This window comes from Pseudodesulfovibrio indicus (assembly GCF_001563225.1).
GTDB classification, from domain to species: Bacteria; Desulfobacterota; Desulfovibrionia; order Desulfovibrionales; family Desulfovibrionaceae; genus Pseudodesulfovibrio; species Pseudodesulfovibrio indicus.
Genome location: NZ_CP014206.1, coordinates 3,747,702 through 3,768,783 on the forward strand (window position 1 = coordinate 3,747,702; position 21,082 = coordinate 3,768,783).

The 21,082-nt window shown below is 62.2% G+C and carries 16 protein-coding genes and 1 pseudogene; 8 read left to right on the plus strand and 9 right to left on the minus strand.

Features of this window, described 5'->3' with window-relative positions:
* Window positions 1-205 precede the first annotated feature (205 nt).
* Together AWY79_RS17055 and AWY79_RS18485 are read left to right on the plus strand one after the other, a co-directional pair.
* A pseudogene (locus AWY79_RS17055) lies at window positions 206-1,260 on the plus strand (IS3 family transposase); the annotation flags it as partial.
* 499 nt (window positions 1,261-1,759) lie between these two features.
* Window positions 1,760-3,565 (plus strand): DUF262 domain-containing protein, encoded by a 1,806-nt coding sequence (locus AWY79_RS18485; RefSeq protein ID WP_078063845.1) that lies wholly within the window; start codon window positions 1,760-1,762, stop codon window positions 3,563-3,565.
* A 281-nt stretch (window positions 3,566-3,846) separates the two neighbouring features.
* On the opposite strand, the gene AWY79_RS17060 is transcribed toward AWY79_RS18485, so the two are convergent.
* Entirely contained in the window at window positions 3,847-5,067 is a 1,221-nt protein-coding gene (locus tag AWY79_RS17060) for a permease (protein WP_257721342.1), read from the minus strand.
* 376 nt (window positions 5,068-5,443) lie between these two features.
* Here AWY79_RS17060 and AWY79_RS17065 point away from each other — a divergent pair, with 376 nt between their 5' ends.
* The 5 genes from AWY79_RS17065 to AWY79_RS17085 all read left to right on the plus strand — a co-directional run bounded on the left by AWY79_RS17065 (window position 5,444) and on the right by AWY79_RS17085 (window position 8,949).
* Window positions 5,444-6,016, plus strand: coding sequence for a Spy/CpxP family protein refolding chaperone (locus tag AWY79_RS17065; RefSeq protein ID WP_158509909.1), 573 nt, complete (start codon window positions 5,444-5,446; stop codon window positions 6,014-6,016).
* Window positions 6,017-6,040: 24 nt separating this feature from the next.
* Window positions 6,041-6,307 carry an SHOCT domain-containing protein gene (locus tag AWY79_RS17070; RefSeq protein ID WP_066806541.1) on the plus strand — a complete coding sequence of 89 codons (267 nt, stop codon included), beginning with the start codon at window positions 6,041-6,043 and terminating at the stop codon, window positions 6,305-6,307.
* A gap of 161 nt (window positions 6,308-6,468) precedes the next feature.
* Window positions 6,469-7,623 carry a PQQ-dependent sugar dehydrogenase gene (locus AWY79_RS17075; RefSeq protein WP_066806543.1) on the plus strand — a complete coding sequence of 385 codons (1,155 nt, stop codon included), beginning with the start codon at window positions 6,469-6,471 and terminating at the stop codon, window positions 7,621-7,623.
* Window positions 7,624-7,779: 156 nt separating this feature from the next.
* Entirely contained in the window at window positions 7,780-8,301 is a 522-nt protein-coding gene (gene tsaA, locus AWY79_RS17080) for a tRNA (N6-threonylcarbamoyladenosine(37)-N6)-methyltransferase TrmO (RefSeq protein ID WP_066806545.1), read from the plus strand.
* 258 nt (window positions 8,302-8,559) lie between these two features.
* Window positions 8,560-8,949, plus strand: coding sequence for a DUF2721 domain-containing protein (locus AWY79_RS17085; protein ID WP_066806547.1), 390 nt, complete (start codon window positions 8,560-8,562; stop codon window positions 8,947-8,949).
* 69 nt (window positions 8,950-9,018) lie between these two features.
* Here AWY79_RS17085 and AWY79_RS17090 read toward each other — a convergent pair whose 3' ends face one another.
* Entirely contained in the window at window positions 9,019-9,465 is a 447-nt protein-coding gene (locus tag AWY79_RS17090) for a hypothetical protein (protein WP_078063847.1), read from the minus strand.
* Between the two features lie 313 nt (window positions 9,466-9,778).
* Here AWY79_RS17090 and AWY79_RS17095 point away from each other — a divergent pair, with 313 nt between their 5' ends.
* On the plus strand, window positions 9,779-11,083 hold the full coding sequence (locus AWY79_RS17095) for an HD-GYP domain-containing protein (RefSeq protein WP_233490950.1): 1,305 nt from the start codon (window positions 9,779-9,781) through the stop codon (window positions 11,081-11,083).
* A 276-nt stretch (window positions 11,084-11,359) separates the two neighbouring features.
* On the opposite strand, the gene AWY79_RS17100 is transcribed toward AWY79_RS17095, so the two are convergent.
* The 7 genes from AWY79_RS17100 to AWY79_RS17130 all read right to left on the minus strand — a co-directional run bounded on the left by AWY79_RS17100 (window position 11,360) and on the right by AWY79_RS17130 (window position 20,994).
* The gene (locus AWY79_RS17100; protein WP_066806551.1) at window positions 11,360-12,598 is read right to left on the minus strand and encodes a glycerophosphodiester phosphodiesterase family protein; all 1,239 of its coding nucleotides are present in this window, start codon (window positions 12,596-12,598) and stop codon (window positions 11,360-11,362) included.
* 143 nt (window positions 12,599-12,741) lie between these two features.
* Window positions 12,742-14,832 carry a response regulator gene (locus AWY79_RS17105; RefSeq protein WP_418055046.1) on the minus strand — a complete coding sequence of 697 codons (2,091 nt, stop codon included), beginning with the start codon at window positions 14,830-14,832 and terminating at the stop codon, window positions 12,742-12,744.
* A 239-nt stretch (window positions 14,833-15,071) separates the two neighbouring features.
* The gene (locus AWY79_RS17110; protein ID WP_233490951.1) at window positions 15,072-16,427 is read right to left on the minus strand and encodes a tetratricopeptide repeat protein; all 1,356 of its coding nucleotides are present in this window, start codon (window positions 16,425-16,427) and stop codon (window positions 15,072-15,074) included.
* A gap of 25 nt (window positions 16,428-16,452) precedes the next feature.
* Window positions 16,453-17,409 carry a type II secretion system F family protein gene (locus AWY79_RS17115; RefSeq protein WP_066806555.1) on the minus strand — a complete coding sequence of 319 codons (957 nt, stop codon included), beginning with the start codon at window positions 17,407-17,409 and terminating at the stop codon, window positions 16,453-16,455.
* A gap of 10 nt (window positions 17,410-17,419) precedes the next feature.
* Window positions 17,420-18,391 (minus strand): type II secretion system F family protein, encoded by a 972-nt coding sequence (locus AWY79_RS17120; RefSeq protein WP_078063848.1) that lies wholly within the window; start codon window positions 18,389-18,391, stop codon window positions 17,420-17,422.
* A gap of 3 nt (window positions 18,392-18,394) precedes the next feature.
* Complete coding sequence (locus AWY79_RS17125) at window positions 18,395-19,804, minus strand: TadA family conjugal transfer-associated ATPase (RefSeq protein WP_066806557.1); 1,410 nt, start codon at window positions 19,802-19,804, stop codon at window positions 18,395-18,397.
* Window positions 19,801-20,994 (minus strand): CpaE/TadZ family protein, encoded by a 1,194-nt coding sequence (locus AWY79_RS17130; RefSeq protein WP_066807364.1) that lies wholly within the window; start codon window positions 20,992-20,994, stop codon window positions 19,801-19,803. Before AWY79_RS17130 ends, AWY79_RS17125 begins: the two co-directional genes overlap by 4 nt.
* Window positions 20,995-21,082 lie beyond the last annotated feature (88 nt).

Here is a 21,082-nt window from a genome sequence, read left to right on the forward strand (position 1 = left end):
CCGTTGTCATATGTGTGGGAGCATTTGCATTCAATAAGCGATCTGAAATAACCTCCTGTATTACCAGAATTAAAGTCGGTGATTTTAATGTGAATTTAATAAGGAAGTAAACGAGATCAATGAAGAACTACAAAGGTAATCCCCCCGAAAACTAGTTGTTCTGGAAAGTAGAATTTTCCATTAACCAGATCGAAGGAGATTCTACATGAAGAAATCACGTTACAGCGACGCGCAGATTTTAAACATTTTGAAGCAGGCCGAGAGTGGCATTCCCGTGGCTCAGCTTTGCCGCGAGCACGGCATGAGCAGCGCCACGTTTTACAAATGGCGCTCCAAGTACGGCGGCATGGACGCCTCGCTCATGGCTCGCATGAAGGAGCTGGAGAAAGAGAATCAACTTCTCAAGCGCATGTATGCCGAGGAAAAGATGAAGGCCGAAGTCGTTGCCGAGGCGCTAGCAAAAAACTGGTAAGGCCGTCTCGCCGCCGCGAGATGGCCAAGAAAGCCGTGCAGCACAGCGCTCTGAACATCCGTCAGGCGTGTGAGGCGTTCAGCATCAGTCAGACGTGCTATCGCTACGAGCCGAAGCTTTCGGCTGAGAATGAACGTGTTGCCGATTGGCTACTGCGTTTGACGCATAATCAGCGTAACTGGGGTTTCGGGCTGTGCTTTTTATACCTACGCAATGTCAAAGGCTTTGGCTGGAATCATAAACGCGTTTACCGGATTTATTGCGAGCTGGAGCTTAACATGCGGATCAAGCCCAAGCGACGTATCGTGCGCGAAAAGCCGGAGCCGCTTGCGCAACCGGAAGCTATCAACCAGGTCTGGTCCATGGATTTCATGCACCACCAGTTACGAAATGGCCGCAATTATCGCCTGTTCAACGTGATTGACGATTTCAACCGTGAAGGGCTGACCATTGAGGCCGATTTTTCGTTGCCCTCGGAGCGGGTTATCCGCTCGTTGGAGCAGATAATGGAGTGGCGTGGTACCCCGGAAGTGATTCGTTGCGACAACGGCCCTGAATACGTCAGCCACCGACTCCAGGGCTGGGCCAAGCGAAAGGGAATCCGGCTTGAGTACATCCAGCCCGGGAAGCCGCAGCAGAATGCGTACGTTGAACGGTACAACCGAACCGTGAGATATGACTGGCTCAGCCAGTACCTGTTTGAAACCATAGATGAGGTCCAGGAATTTGCCACAAGGTGGCTTTGGACCTACAACAACGAACGGCCGCACTCTGCCCTTGGGGGGTACCCCCAAGGGCAAGGCTGGGCGAGGCAGCATAGGCTCTACTTTTCAGGCCCCCTAGAAATGGGGGGATTACCCAAACTCTTTCACAACCTCAAGAGCCTTCCCCTGGAAAAAGTGAAAACTGTTAGGATTTAAGTGAGTTCACTAAAAAGTGAGAGCTGTAGCTTCTGTTTCGCCTGAATCTGCTGTTGCCTTAGCATCGGGAGAGCTTGAAAAAGAGATCAACATGGCTTCTCATCGATTAGGTATGCAAGGAAAAACTAGAACGTTTATATCGCAATCGTCCGGCTTCAACTACATGCTGAATAGTGACTTATTGTCACGAGATGAAATGTGGGTTGAGGAGTTGAAGCCCCACCTTTCACTTGATCTGGAGAAATTCGGCATCGTTATTGTCGGAGCAGGTCATACTAAGAATGAAGAAGGACTCCTTCGACCACGGTTGCGAAGGCTCGGTCATAGCCTCAGAATTTTGCGCACGTTCTAGCTTAAGGGATTACTAATGGAAGCCAACGCATTGTCTTTAAGTCTGATTTTTAGTCATACAGTTCAATACAGAGCCCCGTTGTTCCAGCGTCCTTATGTCTGGAGTGAAAAGGAGCAGTGGGAGTTGCTTTGGTCTGACCTTGCCCAACTCAGCGATCCTGCCTCTGAGCTACAAAGCGTGTTGCCATATTTTATGGGCGCAGTTGTTCTGGAACAACTTGAGTCTCAAACAGGTGCTCCTGGGGCGAGGGCAATAATTGATGGTCAGCAGCGACTCACCACTGTCCAAGTACTTTTGGTTACGCTGTATGACGTTTGCAAAAAACGCTTTCCTGAGCAGTTCATTGTTGATGATGTTGAAAAACTGATCTTCAACACAAGCCGTGAGTTTGAAGGATCATTTCATAGGTTCAAGTTATGGCCAACAAATCTTGATCGGAAGGCCTATGAAGCTGTTATGACTGCTGGGGCACCTGCACACCTGCAACTCCAATCATCTGGAATTCAGGGCACAATTGCTGATGCATATCGCTATTTCTACAGGATGATGGATGACTGGGTCGCTGAAAAGGGAGAAGAGGGGTACGCTTGGCTTGAAAGGCTTTATCGTATCCTTGCTGAAAAAATCCGAATTGTTGTTATCGATATGGATCAACAAGATGATGCTCAAACGATTTTTGAGACAATGAATGCTCGTGGGACACCATTGCTACCTAGCGATTTAGTAAAAAACTATCTATTTAAAAAACTGGCAGATGAAAATGGTCATGACCCTGAAACAGTATATGAAAACTACTGGCGTTCGTTCGATTTTGAGAATGGATTGTGGAGGAAGGAATTCAAACAAGGTCGATTGAATCGGCCTGCACTTGAGTTGTTTCTCCAGCACTACTTAGTAATGGCGCAATCTAAAGAAGTTGCTGCTAGCAATCTATTTAAAGAATTCCGCAAATATGCAGAGCAATCACAGCAAGGTGCGATTGACCTCCTAAAATCATTTAATAAATATTCAAAACATTTCAAAGCATTTCTTGAAGCCCATGACCTTAAAACCCAGGAGGGGCTTTTCTTTCACAAACTAAGGACACTGGACACTTCTACCTTATATCCATGTCTACTTTGGATTTATAGCTCTCTTGACGGGAAGCCTGAACGTGAAAAGGAGTTGAAAGCTATTCTGGAGGTGCTTGAGTCTTTTCTGATTCGCCGTATGGTGTGCAGGCTTACAACAAAGAACTATAACAATTTGTTCCTAGAATTATTAACGACTCTTAAAAATGAAAATAATTGCGATGCTGATACAATTGCTACTTTTTTCAAAGGGAAAACAAAAGATACAGGCCGTTGGCCTGACGATGAGGAATTTCGTACCTCTTGGCTTGCGAGTTCAATTTTCACGAATATTACACGGCCCAGGCTACGATTGGTGCTGGCAGAATTAGACAAAGCTCTTCAGCTGCCAAAGACTGAATCGTATGATCTTAACTATGACTCATTAACCGTCGAGCACTTCTTGCCTGGTAGTTGGGAGGAACACTGGCCTATTGATGAAACAGGAAAAACGGCTGAGGAAATTCTTAAAGCGAGAAATTTGCGAGACGTATTGAAGCATAGCTTTGGTAATCTTACATTTCTTACAAGCTCATTAAATCCAGCCGTTTCAAATGGCCCTTTCAAAAGGAAAAAAGACGAAATATTAAAACATACTGTTTTGAATTTGAGTCGATTTCTTCATACCACTCAAGACTGGAGCGAAAAAGATATTATAAAGCGTGGCGCAGCCCTATATGACCTGGCCAAGCAGATTTGGCCCCGAACATAGCCTCTCATGGGAGCTGGTCGTCCAACCTCTTTAATTAAAAACTTTATTACTCAAAAAAGCAAATTTCCGAACTGGAGTCTCTTCGCGAATTAAAAAACTTTATTAAAATTTCTGGCTCAGATACAACCGAAACACAGGGGATATGTGTTGCTTTAGTTAACAACTTTATTACTCGCCCACAACGGCCCGATCACCAAGGCTGAATAAAACAGCCGCTTCCGGCCTCCCCATCGGGGGAGTCAGCCGGGAGCGGCTTTTTCATGGCGCAACGAAGGCAGGGGTCAGAGCACGGCGGGCAGCGCGAGCCCGGCGGCGAGCCAGGCGTAGGCCGTCATGGACAGCCAGAACAGGAGCCGCTCGCCGAGAGAGGCCGAGCCGTGCGACATGGCGTGGCTTGTCCGCTGCTTCCACGCCAGGAAGGCCACGGTCAGGGCGATGAACAGCAGGTTGAGGGCCAGGGTATAGTCCACCGCGAAGAAGGTCTGGTCCGTCAGGGCGTGGGCCGTCTCCCCGGAGGGCAGCAGGTCCAGGGCGGCGAAGCCGTAGTGCAGGATGACCGCCGTGGTCACGAGGATGAACAGCAGCACGCCGAGGAGATAGAGGGCCATCTTCCAGCCGTAGTATCGGGCCTGGATCCGCAGCACGGGGAAGACCACCAGGTCGCTGAAGATGAAGGCCATGACACCGGCGAAGCTGACCCCGTTGCTGAAGAGCACCGCCGCCAGCGGGATGTTGCCCATGGAGCCGATGAACGTGAAGAAGGCGGCCACCGGGCCGACCACGGCCTGGGCCAGGACCTGCCAGAAGGCGGGATCGGCGGCATCGGAGCTGATGAACAGCGCCTGGAAGAACGCCCTGGGGACAAAGGCCGAGATGATTCCGGCCACGGTAAAACCGATGGTCACGTCCTTCCAGACCATGTTCCACTCCATGACATAGCGGTGGGCCACCCGGCGCCATCCCTCGCGGGAGCTGATGAGCCTTCGCCAGTCCTGCTCCCCGTCCTCGTCCTCGTCGCCGGTCTGTTCCCGGGCGTGTTCCCGCGCCCGGTTCTCCAATCCCTTGGGAAGGGTGACCCGGACCACGGCCCACATGATGAGGACCAGGAGGATTCCGCCCGCATATTCGCCGACCACGAACTGCCAGGACAGAAACACCCCGATGATGATGCCGAGCTCCACGACCAGGTTGGTGGAGGACAGCATGAAGGCCAGGGCGGGCACCAGCCCGGCCCCTTGGCAAAGAGGGATCGCGTGGTGGACAGGGCCGCGAAGCTGCACGAGCTGGAGATGAAGCCGAAGAAGGTGGCCAGGCCCACGCTGCGGGCGGAGGCGTCCCCCATGCTTGCGCCCCAAAAACGGGCTGAGCTCGCGCACGCAGAGGCCCGGAGCAACAGCATGAGGAACGCCGGCGGTGGCAGCGGACTGGCCAGATCCACAAAATGGGTCAACCAGCCGCGTGATAAGCAAGAAAAGAGCCCCAGAAGAGGTCCACGGCCCCATGCCCCGCTTCATCCGGCTGCGCGTCACGAAAACCTGGATCATGGAGCTGATGAGATAGCCGAGCCCGAAGGCCCAGAACGCCATCCAGAACAAGCCGAGGGTGGTCATCGCCGCTTCGTGCCACAATGCGAAAAATGCCGTCATGGTTCTCCCGTTTCGTTTGGGTCCGCCCCGTTCGTCCGGGGCGGGAATCACCGCCAAGCATACCCCAAAGCGGGCTTCAAAACAAACATCCGGATTTTCCGGGGCGCGCGTGGACCGGCGGCGGGCCGTCAGCCCGACCGCCCGGCTCGAGCGATCGCCGTCGAAGATTATACTCCGTTCATCTCCATATTGTGATACGGTAGCGGTATCTTCAACCAAGGGAGGACGTATGATGAATACGCGAATTATCGTTTCGAGCCTTGCCGCGCTGCTGCTTTTCTCCACCGTGGCCTTCGGCCAGATGATGGGTCCCGGCGGCGGTCCGGGCGGGCCAGGCCATCACGGCATGTGGAACAACTATCAGGCCTCGCCCGAACAGCAGAAGGCGTACCAGGAGATCTTCGACAAATACCAGGGGGACCTCTCCCGGCTGGCGGACAAGATGTGGTCCAAACGCGCCCAGCTCAACGGTCTCCTGGCCCAGGAAAAGGTCGACCGCAAGCAGGTGAAGCAGCTGGCCGACGAGGTCGGCGCGCTCCTTTCGCAGTGCTACGCGCTCCAGGTGGATATGCTGGTGGACATGCGCGAAAAGGGGTTGTCCTACTACGGCATGGGCATGATGCACGGCGGCATGATGGGCGGCGGCATGATGGACATGATGATGGGCAACATGATGAACATGATGATGGGCGGGGGCCAGTGGCACCAGGGCGGCCAGTGGTATCCCGGCGGTGACCGGCAGTATCCCGGCGGCCAGCCCTACGGCGGCCAGCCCTACGGCGGGAACCGGGGCATGATGCAGTAGACCGGCACAGCCAAAGGAGCCGACATGATCAATTGGATGCGATTTCTGCCCGCGGCCCAGGCCGGAGGGGGCGGCCCGTCCGGATGGGACGGGCACATGATGTATTCCCCCTTCGGCGGCTTTTCCATGATCCTCATCCTGGGGGTCCTCGTCGTCTTCGTCGTCCTGGCCCTCAGGAGGGGCGACGGCGGCAGGGAGGAGACCCCGCTGGCCATCCTGAAGCGGCGATACGCCAAGGGCGAGATCGACAAGGAGGAGTTCGAGCGCATGAAGCGGGAGCTGGGGGAGTAGCCCGGATACCGGCCTTCGGGCAAGAAAACCGGCGGGTTGCTCCCTCTGCGAACGGATTTGAGCGGCGCAGGCGATTCGTCGCCTGTCCTTCGGGCCGAATATGGGGTATGGTGGACGAAACGGTCCCTGGCCGGGCCTGAACCTCGACCAAGGAGATGCCCATGCGTATACTCTACCCCGCCCTGAGCCTGCTGTTGTGTTTCGCCTTTGCCCTGACCGGGGCCCAGGCCTTTGCCGAGCCCTATTTTTCGCCCGAGGAGGTCCCGGAGGCACCGGTCCGCCGGACCACCCTGCTCTCCGGCCTCGACCACCCGTGGTCCATGGCCTGGCTCCCGGACGGCGGGCTGCTGATCACCGAGCGGCCGGGCCGGGTGACCCTCTACCGCGACGGCAAGGCGACCGATGTGACGGGCGCGCCCCGGGTCCTGGTCACGGGCCAGGGCGGGCTGCTCGACATCAGCCTGCACCCCGACTTCGCCGAAAACCGGCTGGTCTACATGACCATCGCCGAAGGGACCGAGGACGCCAACCACACCGCCCTGGTGCGGGCGACCTTCGACGGACGCGCGTTCGGCCCGGCCGAGACCCTGTTCCGGTCCGCGCCGGACAAGACCGGCGGCCAGCACTTCGGCTCGCGCATGGCCTGGCTTCCCGACGGGACCCTGGTGCTCTCGGTGGGCGACGGCGGCAACCCGCCCAAGCGGGTCAACGGCGTGCTCTCCCGCGACATGGCCCAGGTCCGGTCCGCCCATTTGGGCAAGCTGGTCCGGCTGAACGACGACGGCACCCCGGTCGCGCCCCCGGCCTTTGACGGCGATGCGGCTCCCGGGATGCATACCATGGGCCACCGCAACATCCAGGGGCTGGCCTGGGACCCGCTGCGCCGCACCCTGTGGGCCAGCGAGCACGGCGCGCGCGGCGGCGACGAGATCAACCGCATCCAGGCCGGGGCCAACTACGGCTGGCCCGTGGCCTCCTACAGCCGCGAATACACCCTGCCCATGGACGTGGCCGACCACCACTCCCTGCCGGGCATGGCCGACCCGACGGTGGTCTGGGAATGGCGGTTCGCGCCCTCCGGGCTGCTGGTCTACACGGGCGACGCCTTCCCCGGCTGGAAGGGCGACCTGCTGGCGGGCGGGCTGCGCAGCGAGACCATCCGGCTCATCGAGCTGGACAGGGACGGCACCCCCACCGGCGAGCGCGACATCCCCATGGGGGACCGCGTGCGCGACATCCGCCAGGGGCCGGACGGGCTGGTCTACGTGCTCACCGACGAGGGCGACGGCAAGCTCATCCGCCTCGAACCCCGGTAGGCCCGTTTCCTACACTTTTGTAGGTGACGACTGCACTTTTGTAGGATTGTCGGGGGGACCATTTGTTATCGCCCGGTCCAACCTGCCGGAATTGCGTACTTTTGATTGTGGCACGGTTCCTGCCTATAGGGACTGAACCACATCAAAGGTAGACACATGTACATTCATTACCAACCCATCGGCTATTTCCACACCCCGCACAAGAACGTGGAGGGCATGCCCATCCAGCCCTCGGGCGCGCGCGGCTGCCAGGGCGTGATCCGCGTCCTGCCCGAATTCGTCGAGGGGCTGCGCGACATCGCGGGCTTCTCCCACCTCATCGTCCTCTATCACCTGCACGAGATCCAAGGCCAGGACCTGACCGTGCTTCCCTTCCTGGACAAACGTCCCCACGGCATCTTCGCCACCCGCTCGCCCAAGCGGCCCAACCCCATCGGCCTGTCGGTCATGGAGCTCCACGGCGTGGCGGGCGAGAGCCTGTTCCTGGACAACGTGGACGTGCTCGACGGCACGCCGGTCATCGACATCAAGCCCTACGTCCCGGACTTCGACGTCTGGCCCGCCGACCGGGTCGGCTGGTTCGAGGGAAAATCGGGAAACGCGGCCACGCACCGCAGCGACGACCGCTTCGCGGCCCGCGACAAGGCCGGGGCCGAATTGGAGCAGGTGGAGAGCTGACCCGGAACCGGGCCGGAAAAGGATCGGCAGCGGCACTCGGCGGCCTTTCGCTGCCTTCGGGCCGGGAGCGCGACCATCCCGACTTGCCGACCGATCGCTGTTGCACGTTCCCCGGGGGACGCCGATTTACTTCCGGCCGGTCATCGGGTAGGGATTTCCCCGGACGGGCCCATGCCCGCGTCCGGCGGGCGGTCCCGCCTCGACCAATCTCAGCCCTGGCGCGCCGGTTCCGCCGGTCCGCCGAAAAGGAAGACCGTCATGGAGATGACCGTGACCACCCCGGCCCTGCTGTTCCCGGCCATATCGCTGTTCATGCTCGCCTTTACCAACCGGTTCCTGTCCCTGGCGGCGCGCATCCGCACCCTGCACGACATCTACCGGGAGTCCAGGGACAAGGCGATCCGCGCCCAGATCGAAAACCTGCGCAAGCGGGTTCACATGATCCGCCACATGCAGGGGTACGGCGTCATGTCCATGCTCGCCTGCATCTTCTCCATGGTCTGCATCTTCCAGGAATTCATGCTCGCCGGGCAGATCCTCTTCGGCCTCAGCCTCCTCTTCCTGACCGTCTCGATGCTCTACTCCTTTCTCGAAATCCGCATCTCCATCAACGCCTTGGACATTCTCCTCCAGGACATGGAGAACTAGCCCGGTCGCGGACACAAAAAAAGACCCCGGCTGTTGCCGGGGTCCGTCATGGGTCGGGGTTGGGAAAAGCTAGATGTAGAGCGTCTTGAAATTCTGCTTCACGTCGGGGAACCGCTTGAACTCGTTGTACTCGTCGGCGGCCTTGGCCATGTAGGAGGTCAGCTGGGCCACGAGCTTGCTGCGCGGCAGCTTGCGGCTCCACGACTTGACCACGAGCTCGCCGGAGGTCTGGAGCTCCACGGCCATGACCAGGACGGTGCCCGGCTCGACGTGGTCGATGCGGCCCACGGAATCGACCACCAGCTTCACCCCGGTAAAGGTGTCGCGGTAACGGTCCACGGCGCTGTTGATGATCCCGATCTCGCCCGCGGTCAGCTTGAGCTGCTCCAGGGACACGCCCCCCCGCACCGATACCAGGCCGGACAATCCCGGCTCCTTTTCGACCATCCGGAGCAGATCGGTCTGGAAATAGACCACCCCGCTGACGGCCACCAGGAACAGGATCAGGATGAACATCCCGACGCCGGTTCTATTTCCTGGGCGCGATCGCTTCGAAACCATTGCACACCGCCTTAAAATTCAATGTTTCCGAGATGAAACAATGTGGAAAACAAGGATTTCCTCCTTCAGAGGTAAACCATTTTCCCGTTCTTGGCAACGGCCCCCGGGAATGGAATCCGGGCCGGACACCGCACAGGCTGGAGATTGCGGACTTTTTTCTCCGAGAAGGGAAATAATACAATGAATTCTTTATTAATCAGGTGTTTGAAACTATCAATCGGGTACTTCCTATTGTCGGATCGCCATTGATACGGTATATGGAGCCATCATGGTGGAAAGAGACATGCCAGAGTACCGCATCCCGGTGGACCAACTCCGTCCGGGCGTCTTCATCCGGCTGGAAAAGACCAGTTGGTTCGAGCATCCCTTTCTTTTCAGCAATTTCAAGGTCCGGGACTTCGACCAGATAGCCCTCATCAAGAGCCTGGGCATCACGCATGTGATGTGCATCCCGGAGAAGTCGGACGTGCTCCCTGCCGCGCCGGAGAAGCGGACCGAGGCCAAACGGCCCGAGCCCCGCAAGCAGCTGTCCCAGGAGGTCATAGACCACCTCTGGGAGGTCAAGCGCGAGCGCACCCGGCGGCTGCGGGAGAAGAAGGACCAGATCGCCCTGTGCGAGAAGCGCTTCAACGCCTGCATCAAGACCTTCAACGACATCTACAGGGACGTGGCCGCGGGCAGGACCGAGGGCGTCGGACACGCCGTCGGGTTCGTCGCCCGGCTGGCCGCCCTCTTCCTGGACGACCGCGAATCCACCCTGCATTTGATGAACGTGGTGGACAAGGGCGAGTCCGCCTACTCCCACCCCATGAACGTGGCCGTGTTGTCCATGATCGTGGGCAAGGAGGCCCGGCTGGACGAGGCGGAGATGACCGTCCTCGCCCTGGGCGCGCTGTTCCACGACATCGGCAAGGAGCGGTTGCCCAAGAAGCTGCTCAAGAAGCGCGGCGAGTTGACCCGGCCCGAACAAAACCTCCTGGACGAGCATCCGGCCCTGGGCGCGGAGATTATCGCCGGGCTGAAAGGGTTCCCCGACGGAGTGGCCCGCATCCTGGCCCAGCACCACGAGCGGATGGACGGCTCCGGCGTTCCGGGCGGGCTGAAGGGCGAGACCATCGACCGGCTGGCGCGCATCGTGGCCGTGGCCGACGCCTACGACAACCACTGCAACCACGCGGACCCCATGGAGTCCCTGACGCCCTACCTGGCCCTGTCCTACATGTTCGGCCAGCAGAAGCATCTCTTCGACGTGGAGCTGCTCGCCCTGTTCATCCGCTGCCTGGGCGTGTACCCGCCCGGCACGGTGGTGGGCGTGTACCCGCCCGGCACGGTGGTGGAGCTGTCCAACGGCGACGTGGGCATGGTCATGGCGGTGAACCCCAAGAACCAGCTCAATCCGAGCGTCATGCTCCACGATCCGGAGGTACCCAAGAAGGAGGCGCTCATCGTGGACCTGGCGGACGAGCCGGACCTGCGGGTGGAGAAGTCCATCCGGCTGGCGCAGCTTCCCCCGGAGACGCTCGAATATCTTTCCCCCAGGACCAGGATCACCTACTACGTGGACCGGTCCTAGCGCGGCCCGCACGGCCCGCGAAAGAGCCGGGACCGGATGCATCCGGTCCCGGCTTTCGTTTTGGCCGGTGGTTGGCGGACTGTTGAAAACGCCGAACTTCAAGGCTGTTCAATAATGGCGAGAGGCAAGGCGCGAATACAGTTCAAGGTCCAAGCGTACTCCCTGTACGCGAGAACTTGAAGTTTTTGAGCACAACAACGTCATAAGATCTTGTACGGCTCATGGACTCGCCAACAATTCACTGAACGCCGCAGATCGCCGTTTTTCAACAGCCGCTCAGAGCCCCTTGCAGTTGGCGTAGTAGGTCACGGTGCCGGGCCAGTCGCTGAAGATGCCGATGACGCCCACCTGTTGGGCCAGGACGTCCACCAGGGTGTAGGTGTCGCCGGGCTTGCGGACCACGTCCTTGATCGACTGGTAGTACCAGCCGCCGCCGTCGGTCAGCAGGCCGGACCGTTCCAGGGACCAGGTGATGATCTTCATCCCCTCGGCCTTGATGGCCTCGGCGTAGGCGGAAGGCACGATCTTCCCGTCCTTGACCGTGACCAGCATCCACAGGGCCGGGGCCACGATCCGGACGCCCTTGGCCTTCAGCTCCGCCGGGGTCGGGGACCAGGTGGCGGGCTTGTCCTGATGGAACTCGCCGACCCCGTCCTCGTCCAGGAACACGGCCTGCTCGCCGAAGGCGGGCTCGCTCTTCAGCCAGTAGAGCACGTCGTCCAGGCGGAAGGACTGGGCATAGACCATGGACGGGTCCACGCCCGCCTGCTTGTACTCGTCGATCATCTGCCGGGCGTACTTCTCCTGGGTGTAGTCGCCGTCAAAGGGCATGTCCACGCTCGGGGTCTTCAGCTCGGGAGTCATCTTCACGCCGAGCTTCTTGAACAGCTCGATGGATTCCTTGTGGGTCACCAGGGTGCCCGTGGCGGTGTACAGGTCGGTGCGCCAGGACGGGGTGCCGCCCAGAAACTCCTCCGGGGTGGTCGCCGCCGGGTTGGAGGCGTCCATCTTGCCCTTGAGGCGCTTGAACTCCTCCACGGTCAGGTCGCTGGTGCAGCACATGGCCGTGGCCGGCTCCAGGACCTTGCCCGTGGCCGGGTCCAGCCTGGCCGGGGTGAACGGCTTGGAGCACTTGGCGGCCAGCTCCGGGATGGACAGGATGTCGGTGGTGGTCGCCAGGTCGCACTGGGAGTGGCGGCAGACCAGCACGCGGTCCTTGGTGAAGGCCACGTCGCATTCCAGCACGCCCGCGCCCATGCGCGCCGCGGCCTCGTAGCTCTCGCGGGTGTGTTCCGGGAACTGCATGGGCGCGCCCCGATGGCCGATGGAGAAGGCGGTCCGCTTGAGCGGCTTGTCGGCGCACATCTCAAGGGACTCCTTGAGCGGGCCGTCGTCCATGTTTTCGACCAGGTAATAGGGACGAGGCCCCACCTGGATGTTCTCCCCGGCCATGGCCCCGGACGCGCCCGCCAGCAGGCAGGCCAGGGCGGCAATAATCAAGGTTTTACAACGCATTGTTTCCTCCGAAAGCGGTTTCTGGGTTCGGACGGCGTACAGGCCGTCCGCGGGAGGATAGCACGCGGGGAAAGGCGCGCGCATTGCGGAGGCGCGGCGGGAGCGAGGCCGTTGTGTGACGGTGACCGGTTTTTCGTCGGGGGTCAGCTCTTGGCCAGCAGCCTGCTGATGGACCCCATGAGGTCGTGCTTGAGGATCGGCTTCATGATGAAGTCGCCGATGCCCACGTCGCGCAGCCGGTCATAGGACACGGCGTCCGAGAACCCGGTGCACAGGATGATCGGGATTTCGGGCCGGATCTTGAGCACTTCGCGGGCGAACTCCATGCCGGTCATGTTGGGCATGGACTGGTCGGTGATGATCAGGTCGAAGTCGCGCGGCTTGAAGCGGAACGCCTCCAGGGCCTCGACGCTGGACGTGCGGGTGACCACCTCGAAGCCGCAGGATTCGAGCATCTCGCGGCCGATGTCGGTGAGCGGCTTCTCGTCGTCCACGAACAGGATGCGCCCCTCGCGGAAGACCAGGTCGGCGGGCACGTCGGTCTCGCGCCGCTCCATGGCCGAGCTCTTGGGCAGGAAGACGTGGAAGGCCGCGCCCCGGCCCGGGCGGTTGTCCAGGACTACGTAGCCGTCGTGGCGCTTGACGATGCCGTGGACCATGGCCAGTCCCATGCCGGTTCCCTCGCCCTGCTTCTTGGTGGTGAAGAAGGGGTCGAAGACCCGCTCGGCCACCTCCGGGTCCACGCCCGGCCCGGTGTCGGACACGGTGAGGCGCACGAACCGCTCGGGCTTGCCCAGGTCGTCGGGCGGCAGCACCGGGTCGTCGCCGCGCACGTCGGCCAGGGTCACGGTCATGGTCCCGCCCGTCTCCTGCATGGCGTGGGAGGCGTTGCCGCAGAGGTTGAGCAGGATCTGGTGCATCTGGGTGGCGTCGGCCATGACCTGGTCCCGGTCGGTCTCCATGCGCGAGATGATCTCCACGTTGGTGGGCACGCTGGAACGCAGCAGCTTGAGGGCCTCCTTGACCAGCGGGGTCAGGGTCATGGCGTGGCGCTCCTGCGGCCCCTGGCGCGAGAAATTCAGGATCTGGGTGACCAGGTCGCGCGCCCGCCGACCGGCGCGGGAGATCTCGCCGATGCGCCGGTCCAGGCCGGAATCCGGCTCCGCGCCCGACTCGATGATCTCGGCGTATCCCAGGATGACGCCCAGGATGTTGTTGAAGTCGTGGGCGATGCCGCCCGCCAGGGTGCCGAGCGCCTCCATTTTCTGGGACTGGCGCAACTGCTCCTCCAGCCGCTTGGACTCCGAGATGTCGTAGAGGTAGCCGCGCAGCTCCTCCACCTTGCCCTCGTCGTCGGTGACCACGTCGCAGCTGACCACCAGGTGGCGGCGCAGCGGGCCGCGCAGAAAGACCACCTCATGGCCTGACAGCCGCCCGGACTGGGCCAGCAGGTCGCGCAGGGATTCGGTCCCGCCCGCCTTGTCCCACAGCTCGAAGATGTTGGACCCGTGGGCGTCCTGGGGCGAAATGAAGTCGAACATGTCGGCGAAGGCCACGTTGCAATCGAGGATCAGGCCGTCGCTGTCCGCCGCGAAGTTGCCGGTGATGTTCTTTTCGAAAAGCAGGCGGTAGCGCTGCTCGCTGGCCTGCAGCTCGCGCAGCACGGCGGCGCGCTTGGCGATGTCCAGCCGGAGCCGCCGGTTGGCCGCGTTCAGCTCGCTGGTCCGCGCCTCGACCTTGAAGGCCAGGGTCTCGTTCAGGTCCCGGAGGCGGTTCTCCACGTCCCACTTGGAGCCGAGCGAGGTGGCCAGCTGCTTGAGCTCCGGCGAGCGGAACGGCTTCTGGAGGAAGAGCAGCTTTTCCGGAGGCCGGACGCGCTTGTTGATTTCCTTGAGGGGCACGTTGTGGCGCGCGGACAGGAGCACGATCTCCACGTCCGGGTCGCGGGCGCGCAGCTCTTCGGCCAGTTCCACGCCCTCGAAGGCGGTCCCCAGGGCCGAGAGGTGGACGTCGATGAGCACGATGGCGAACGGCTCCCCAGCCGAGAGCGCCTTCTCCATGACCCGGACCGCGGACTTGCGGTCCCTGGCCGGGACGACCTCGAAGACCGGCCGGGTGGCGTCCTCGTCGATCTCCTCCCGGGAGGGCAGGCGGGCGTCGTCGCTGAACAGCGCCTCCAGCGCGGAAGGCTCCTCGCTCTCGAAGCAGAGGATGTCGCGGTAGAGGGTGAGCATCGGCTCGTCGTGGTCCACGGCGAGGACGCGAAAGCGTTTGCTGGCTTCGGTCGGCAAGAACGGACTCCCCGTTTGGTTCAGGCCCGGGCCGGGCGTGGCGCTGCCGTGGGAAAGATACTGAAATCCCCCGAAAAAGGAAAGGGCGGGCCGTAACGCGGACACCCCGGAAGAGGCAGGGGTGGACTGCCTTTCCGGGGTATCGTGTGGGCCGGTGCCTTTCAAGACGTTCTCGGTGCAGGTTAGAGTTGAGCGACCGCCGCGTCCCTGGGGTCCACGCGCTGGAAGACCGGGGCGGAATCGAGGTTCAGTACGGCCAGCACGTCGGGCCGCTCGGCCTTGGCCTCGTCGATGGTGGCGAACCTGCCGACCAGGACCCGGTACCAGACGCCCTTCTCGCCCAGGTCGACCTGGTTGATCCAGGTCTCGAAACCCTGCTTGCGCAGCGTTTCGCAGTGGGCGAAGGCGCTCTCGTGGTCACGCCAGGAGCTGACGTGCAGGCCGTAGGTCTTCGGGAGGGATATGACTTCATCCCCGGAACCCGGCTTCTCCAGCGACGCCTTGACCACGTCGGGGGAAGGGGTAGGCGAGCCTGCGGACGCGGGAGATGCCGCAGGCTCGCCGGGGTTCTGCTTCGCGTCGGGGAAAGACGGACGAAGCAGAGGGTTCGGGGTGGAACCGCTGGTTTGGATGGTGTTCTGCTGGAAACGGGCCGCAAGGCGGGCGCGCTTCAGGTTGTCGGCTGCCTTCACGTAGTAGCTGGGCGACAGCTCGATGGCCGCCTCGAAGTACGGGACGGCCTGGGCGGGCCGGTTCTCGGTCAGCAGCACGTAGCCCAGGTTGTTGTTGGCCTTGGCCTCGCCGCCGGCGTACTTGAAGGATTCCAGGGCCTCGTCCAGACGGCCCAGGCGGGCCAGGGCCAGGCCGAGGTTGTTGTAGGTGCGGGCCGAAACCCCGCCGGACTTGAGCGCCAGGCGGAAGGTCTCCACGGCCTCGCCGTAGTCCTTGCGGGCGATCTGGACCACGCCCAGGTTGTTGTAGATTTCGTCCACGCCGTTGCCCTGGTGCAGCTCCAGCGCAGCGGAAAATTCCGTGGCCGCCTCGTCGTACTCCCCGGCGCGGTCGTGGATGATGCCCAGGAAGTTGTGCGCCTTCCAGAGCAGCGGATTGAGGGCCACGGCCTTGTTCAGGTGCGCTTGGGCCTCGGTGAACAGCCCGGCCCGGAAGTAGACGCAGCCCGCCGCCTCGTTGGCGATGGCGTGGTCGGGATCGACTTCCAGGACCCGGTTGAATTCGGCCAGGGCCTGTTCGTCCAGCCCCTGGGAGACCAGCAGGTCGCCGCGCTTGACCCGCGCGTCGAGGTTGGTCTTGTCGACCTCGATGGCCTTGTTGAAATGCATCAGCGCCATCTCGGGCTTGTTGCGGCGCACGTAGCCGTCGCCCACCTGCTCGTGTTGCGCGCTGGTCAGCTTCACGCCGGGGGTCTCTTCGCCGTAGGCGAATTCGTTGAACGTCTTGTCGTCGTAGGACTTGTTCACGCACCCGGTCAGGGCCAGCGCGGCGATGGCGATCGTTGCGATCAAAAGATTCTTCATCATTTCAATTCTCCTTGGCTGTTCCGGTCTACCGGCTGTTCATCTTGATGAACATGTCCATGCTCATGATTACCGCCGGGCCGAGGATGGCCACGAACAGGGCGGGAAGGATGAACGCCACGAGGGGAAGAAGCAGCAGCACCGGCATCTTTGCGGCCTTTTCCTCGGCGCGCTGGGAGCGCTTGACGCGCATGGCGTCCGAGTAGACGCGCAGGGTCCGGCCGACGCTGATGCCGAAGGCGTCGGCCTGGATGAGCAGGGAAGTCAGGCTGTTCAGGTCGTCCAGGCCCACTCTGGCCGCCAGGGAGCGCAGGGCCTCCACGCGGGACTTGCCCGCGCGCAGCTCCAGGGTCAGCAGCTTGAACTCGGAACTGATGATCGGCCCGGACCTGCGCATCTCGTGGCAGACCCGGTCCACGGCCTGATCCAGCCCCATGCCGGACTCCACGCAGACCACCAGCAGATCGAGCGCGTCGGGCAGCTCGTCGGACACGGTCAGCTTGCGCTTGTTGACCTTCTTGGTCAGCCAGTACTCGGGGGCGTAGACGCCGAGGGTGGCCATCAGGACCGTGCCGAAGCCGGTCATCGTCATGGTCATGTCCGGGGAGAGCAGGAAGCGGTAGAGCAGGAATCCGCCCGCCAGCGCCACGGCCAAGACCCCCTTCACGCCCTGGAAAATCTTGTGAGAATCGGGCTTGCGCAGTCCGGCCTGGACCAGCCGCATGCGGCCCTTGTCGATCTCGGCGGACTCGGTGGGGCCGATCTTGGTCCCCAGCCTGCCGAAGAAGTCCACCACGCCGGACAGGGCGGAGCCGATGGGCGCGGTCAGGGCGTCGCTGCGCTTGACCGTGGTGCCGGAGACCCGCTCCTTGAGCCGGGCCGACTCGCTGGCGCCGCTCAGGTAGCCCAGGAGGCCGTAGCCCGCCAGGAGCACGGAGACGAAACCGACGAAGGCCGTGAACAGGGGTATCAACTGATCGCTCATTGCCGTCCTCCTAGACCTTGATCGTGATGATCTTGCGGATGATGAGCGCGCCGAAGACCATGGAAAACGCCGCCGCCCAGACCATGTTCTGCCCCAGCTCGCGGGTCCACAGCAGGCTGATGTAATCGGCGTTGACCGCGTAGAGGATGCCGGTGATCAGGAACGGGAGGGCAATGAGGATGTAGGCGGACACGCGCCCCTCGGCGGACAGGACCCGGATCTTGCCGTACAGGGCGAACCGCTCGCGCACCAGCCCGGCGATCTTGGCGATGATCTCGGCCAGGTTGCCGCCGGTCTCGCGCTGGATGTTCACCGAGACCACGAAGAACTTCAGGTCCGGGCAGTCCACCCTGCCCTGGAGGTTGGTCAGGGCGCGGTCCACGTCCAGGCCGTAGTTGATCTCGTCCAGCGTCTTGCCGAACTCGGGACCGATGGGACTCTCGAACTCGTCCGCCACCATGCGCATGCCGCCGCCGAAGGTGTGTCCGGCCTTGAGGGCGCGGGCCATGAGGTCGAGCGCCTCGGGCAGCTGCTTCTGGAACCGGTCCATGCGCTTGCGCTTCCTGGACCGGAGCACGCCCACGGGCAGGTAGCCGAGCAACGCGGCCGAGCACAGGGAGACCCAGAGCCGGTCGGAGAAGGTCCCGGCATAGAAACCGATGACCGCCAGCAGGGCGCAGACCAGCAGATAGGTGCCCGCCGACCCCTTGGCGTCGGCCTGGTACAGGAGGCGGTTGAAATTCCTGGACCACTGCATGCGCTCCAGCAGCCGGTTGAACATGGGCACGTCGCTCAAGGTGGTTTCGCGCAGGACCAGGTCCACGGCGTTGTCGTCGATGCCGGTCATGGCCAGGGCGCGGAGCCGGTCCTTGACGCGGCGCTGGGCCCGGTCGGAACCGGACTGCATGAACGAGCCCACGGCCATGACCAGCAGGAAGACCGCGAGCACGGCGACGCCGACGATGATCAGTGTCATGGACATGGCTTACTCCTTCCTCGCGGGCGCGGGCCTGGGGGTGACGCGGAACATGTCCGGCGGGAACGGGAAACCCATGCGTTCGAGCTTTTCCGCGAACTTGGGGCGGATGCCCCGGGAGGTGAAGTATCCCTCCACCTTGCCCTCGGCGCTCAAGCCGATCTGCTCGAAGGCGAAGATCTCCTGCATGGTGATCATCTCCCCTTCCATGCCGGTCACTTCCTGGATGGAGATGACCTTGCGCGAGCCGTCCACCAGCCGGGTGGCCTGGATGATGACGTCGATGGCCGAGGAGATGTAGCGCTTCATGGACAGCGGGTTGAGATTCAGCCCGGCCATGGAGATCATGGTCTCCAGACGCATCAGGGCGTCGCGGGGGGTGTTGGCGTGGATGGTGGTCAGGGAGCCGTCGTGACCGGTGTTCATGGCCTGGAGCATGTCCAGGGCCTCGGCGGAACGGACCTCGCCGACGATGATCCGGTCGGGCCGCATGCGCAGGCAGTTCTTGACCAGGTCGCGCATGGTGATCTCGCCGCGTCCCTCGATGTTGGCCGGGCGGGTCTCCAGCCGGACCACGTGCTCCTGCTTGAGCTGCAGCTCCGCCGCGTCCTCGATGGTCACGATGCGCTCGTCCTCGGGTACATTGCGCGACAGGCAGTTGAGCAGGGTCGTCTTGCCGGAGCCGGTGCCGCCGGAGATGAGCACGTTGAGCTGGGTCTGGACGATGCCCTTCATGAGCAGGGCCATCTCCGGGGTCAGGGAGTTGAAGCCGATGAGGTCGGCCACTTCCAGCGGGTCCTTGGAAAACTTGCGGATGGAGAGCGACGGGCCGTCGATGGCCAGCGGCGGGATGACCGCGTTGACGCGCGAGCCGTCCAGCAGGCGGGCGTCGCACAGCGGCTGGGATTCGTCGATGCGCCGTCCCACCAGGGAAACGATGCGGTCGATGATCTTGCGCAGGTGGTCGTCGTCCTTGAAGCGCGCCGGGGTCAGCTCCAGCTTGCCGGACCGCTCCACGTAGATCTGCTTGTAGCCGTTGACCAGGATATCGTTGACCGTGGGGTCCTGGACGTAGGGCTCCAGGGGGCCGAGGCCGATGACCTCATCCTGGATCTCGGCCAGCATCCGCTTGCGCTCGGCCAGGTTCAGGGGCGCGTTGCGGAACTCGCCCCACAGCAGCCCCTCGGTGACCTTGGCGATCTCGGCGCGGGTCTCGGTCTCGGACAGGGAGTCCAGGATCGAGAGGTCGATCATGTCGATGAGCCGGTCGTGGATGCGGGTCTTGATGTCGAAATAATGCTCGGCGGCCTCGACCTTGGAGGCCTTGGGCTGGGCCTTCGCCTTGGGGGCGGCCGCAACGGCGCCGGTGGTGGCGGCGCGCTTGGCCGCGTTCCTGTTCAGTCGTTCCGCGAGGTTCATAAGGTCGCTCCTGCAAGGCTGTCATTGGCGTCGGAACCCTTGCCCTTCTTGCGGAACAGGGAGCCGAACGGCAGGGAGAACCCCTTGCGGGCCTTTCGGGGCCGGGGGGCCAGCTCGTTGGCGATGGCCTGCACGGCCTTGGCCGAGGGCGACTTGGGGAAGGCGAGGACCAGGGGCGTGCCCTGGTTGATGGCCGAGAGCACGGTCTCGCCGTCGTCCGGCACGGACCAGGTGATGGCCCGGTTCAGGACCTCGGCGGCCTCGGGCACGCCGATGGAGCCGTTGCGGGCCACGCGGTTGGCCACCAGCCGCATGCGCCGGTTGGCGTCCGGGTCCTGGGAGCCGATGGAGTCGGCCAGCCGGGACACGCGGGCCAGGCACGGCAGGGAGAGCTGCAGGGTCACGAGCATGGAGTCGGCCAGCTCGATCTCCTTGGGCAGGTCGTCCTCAACCGGGGTGGAGGTATCCACCACCACGTAGTCGTAGCTGGACCGGAGCTGCTCGAGGATCATCAGCAGGGTGTGGTTGTCGGGCCGTTCGGCGTGGGCCGGTCCGGGCAGGACGTGCAGGCCGGACTCGTGCTCGGCGATGACGCTCTGGAGGTAGGTGGCGTCGAGGCGGGTGATGTCGGCCACCAGGTCGCCCCAGGTGTATTCGTGCTTGAGGTCCAGGAAATACGGGACCTCGCCCATGGGGGTGCGCAGGTCGAGCAGCACGGTGCGGCCGGGCTGGCGTGCGTTGAGCGCGCAGGCCAGGTTCACGGCCAGGGAGGTGGTTCCCTGCCCGGACTTGCAGCCGAGCACCGTGAACAGCTTGCCCTTCTCGCCCTCGTCCGATTCCAGGCTGGAACGCATGGCCGTGCGCAGCAGGGAGGCTCGGAAGTCGTTCTCCTCCAGGGGGAACTTGAGATATTCGCGGATGCCGCTGCGCATGGCGCGGATGAGGACCTCCGGGTCGGACACGTTGCCTGCCAGGTAGACGTCCTCGGCCTGCCCGGATTCCAGGGCGTGGATGATGTGCGGCATGTCCTCGTCCACGGACTCGCCCGGTTCGTAGATCAGGACGCCCATCTCCTCGGCGTCGTCGTCCACGAGGCGGGCCATGGGATTGGCCGCGATCATCTCCACGAGGCGCTCCCGCTGCTTCTTGTCGCTGATCGCCAGCGATATGGGTATGATTCTGGTATTCATGGTTCTTTCCCCGTATTCCTTTGCTTTGCCCCGACAGCGGCGGTCCTTGACCATCCGCCTTCCCCGCGGGGCGGCTGCATTCCCTTAC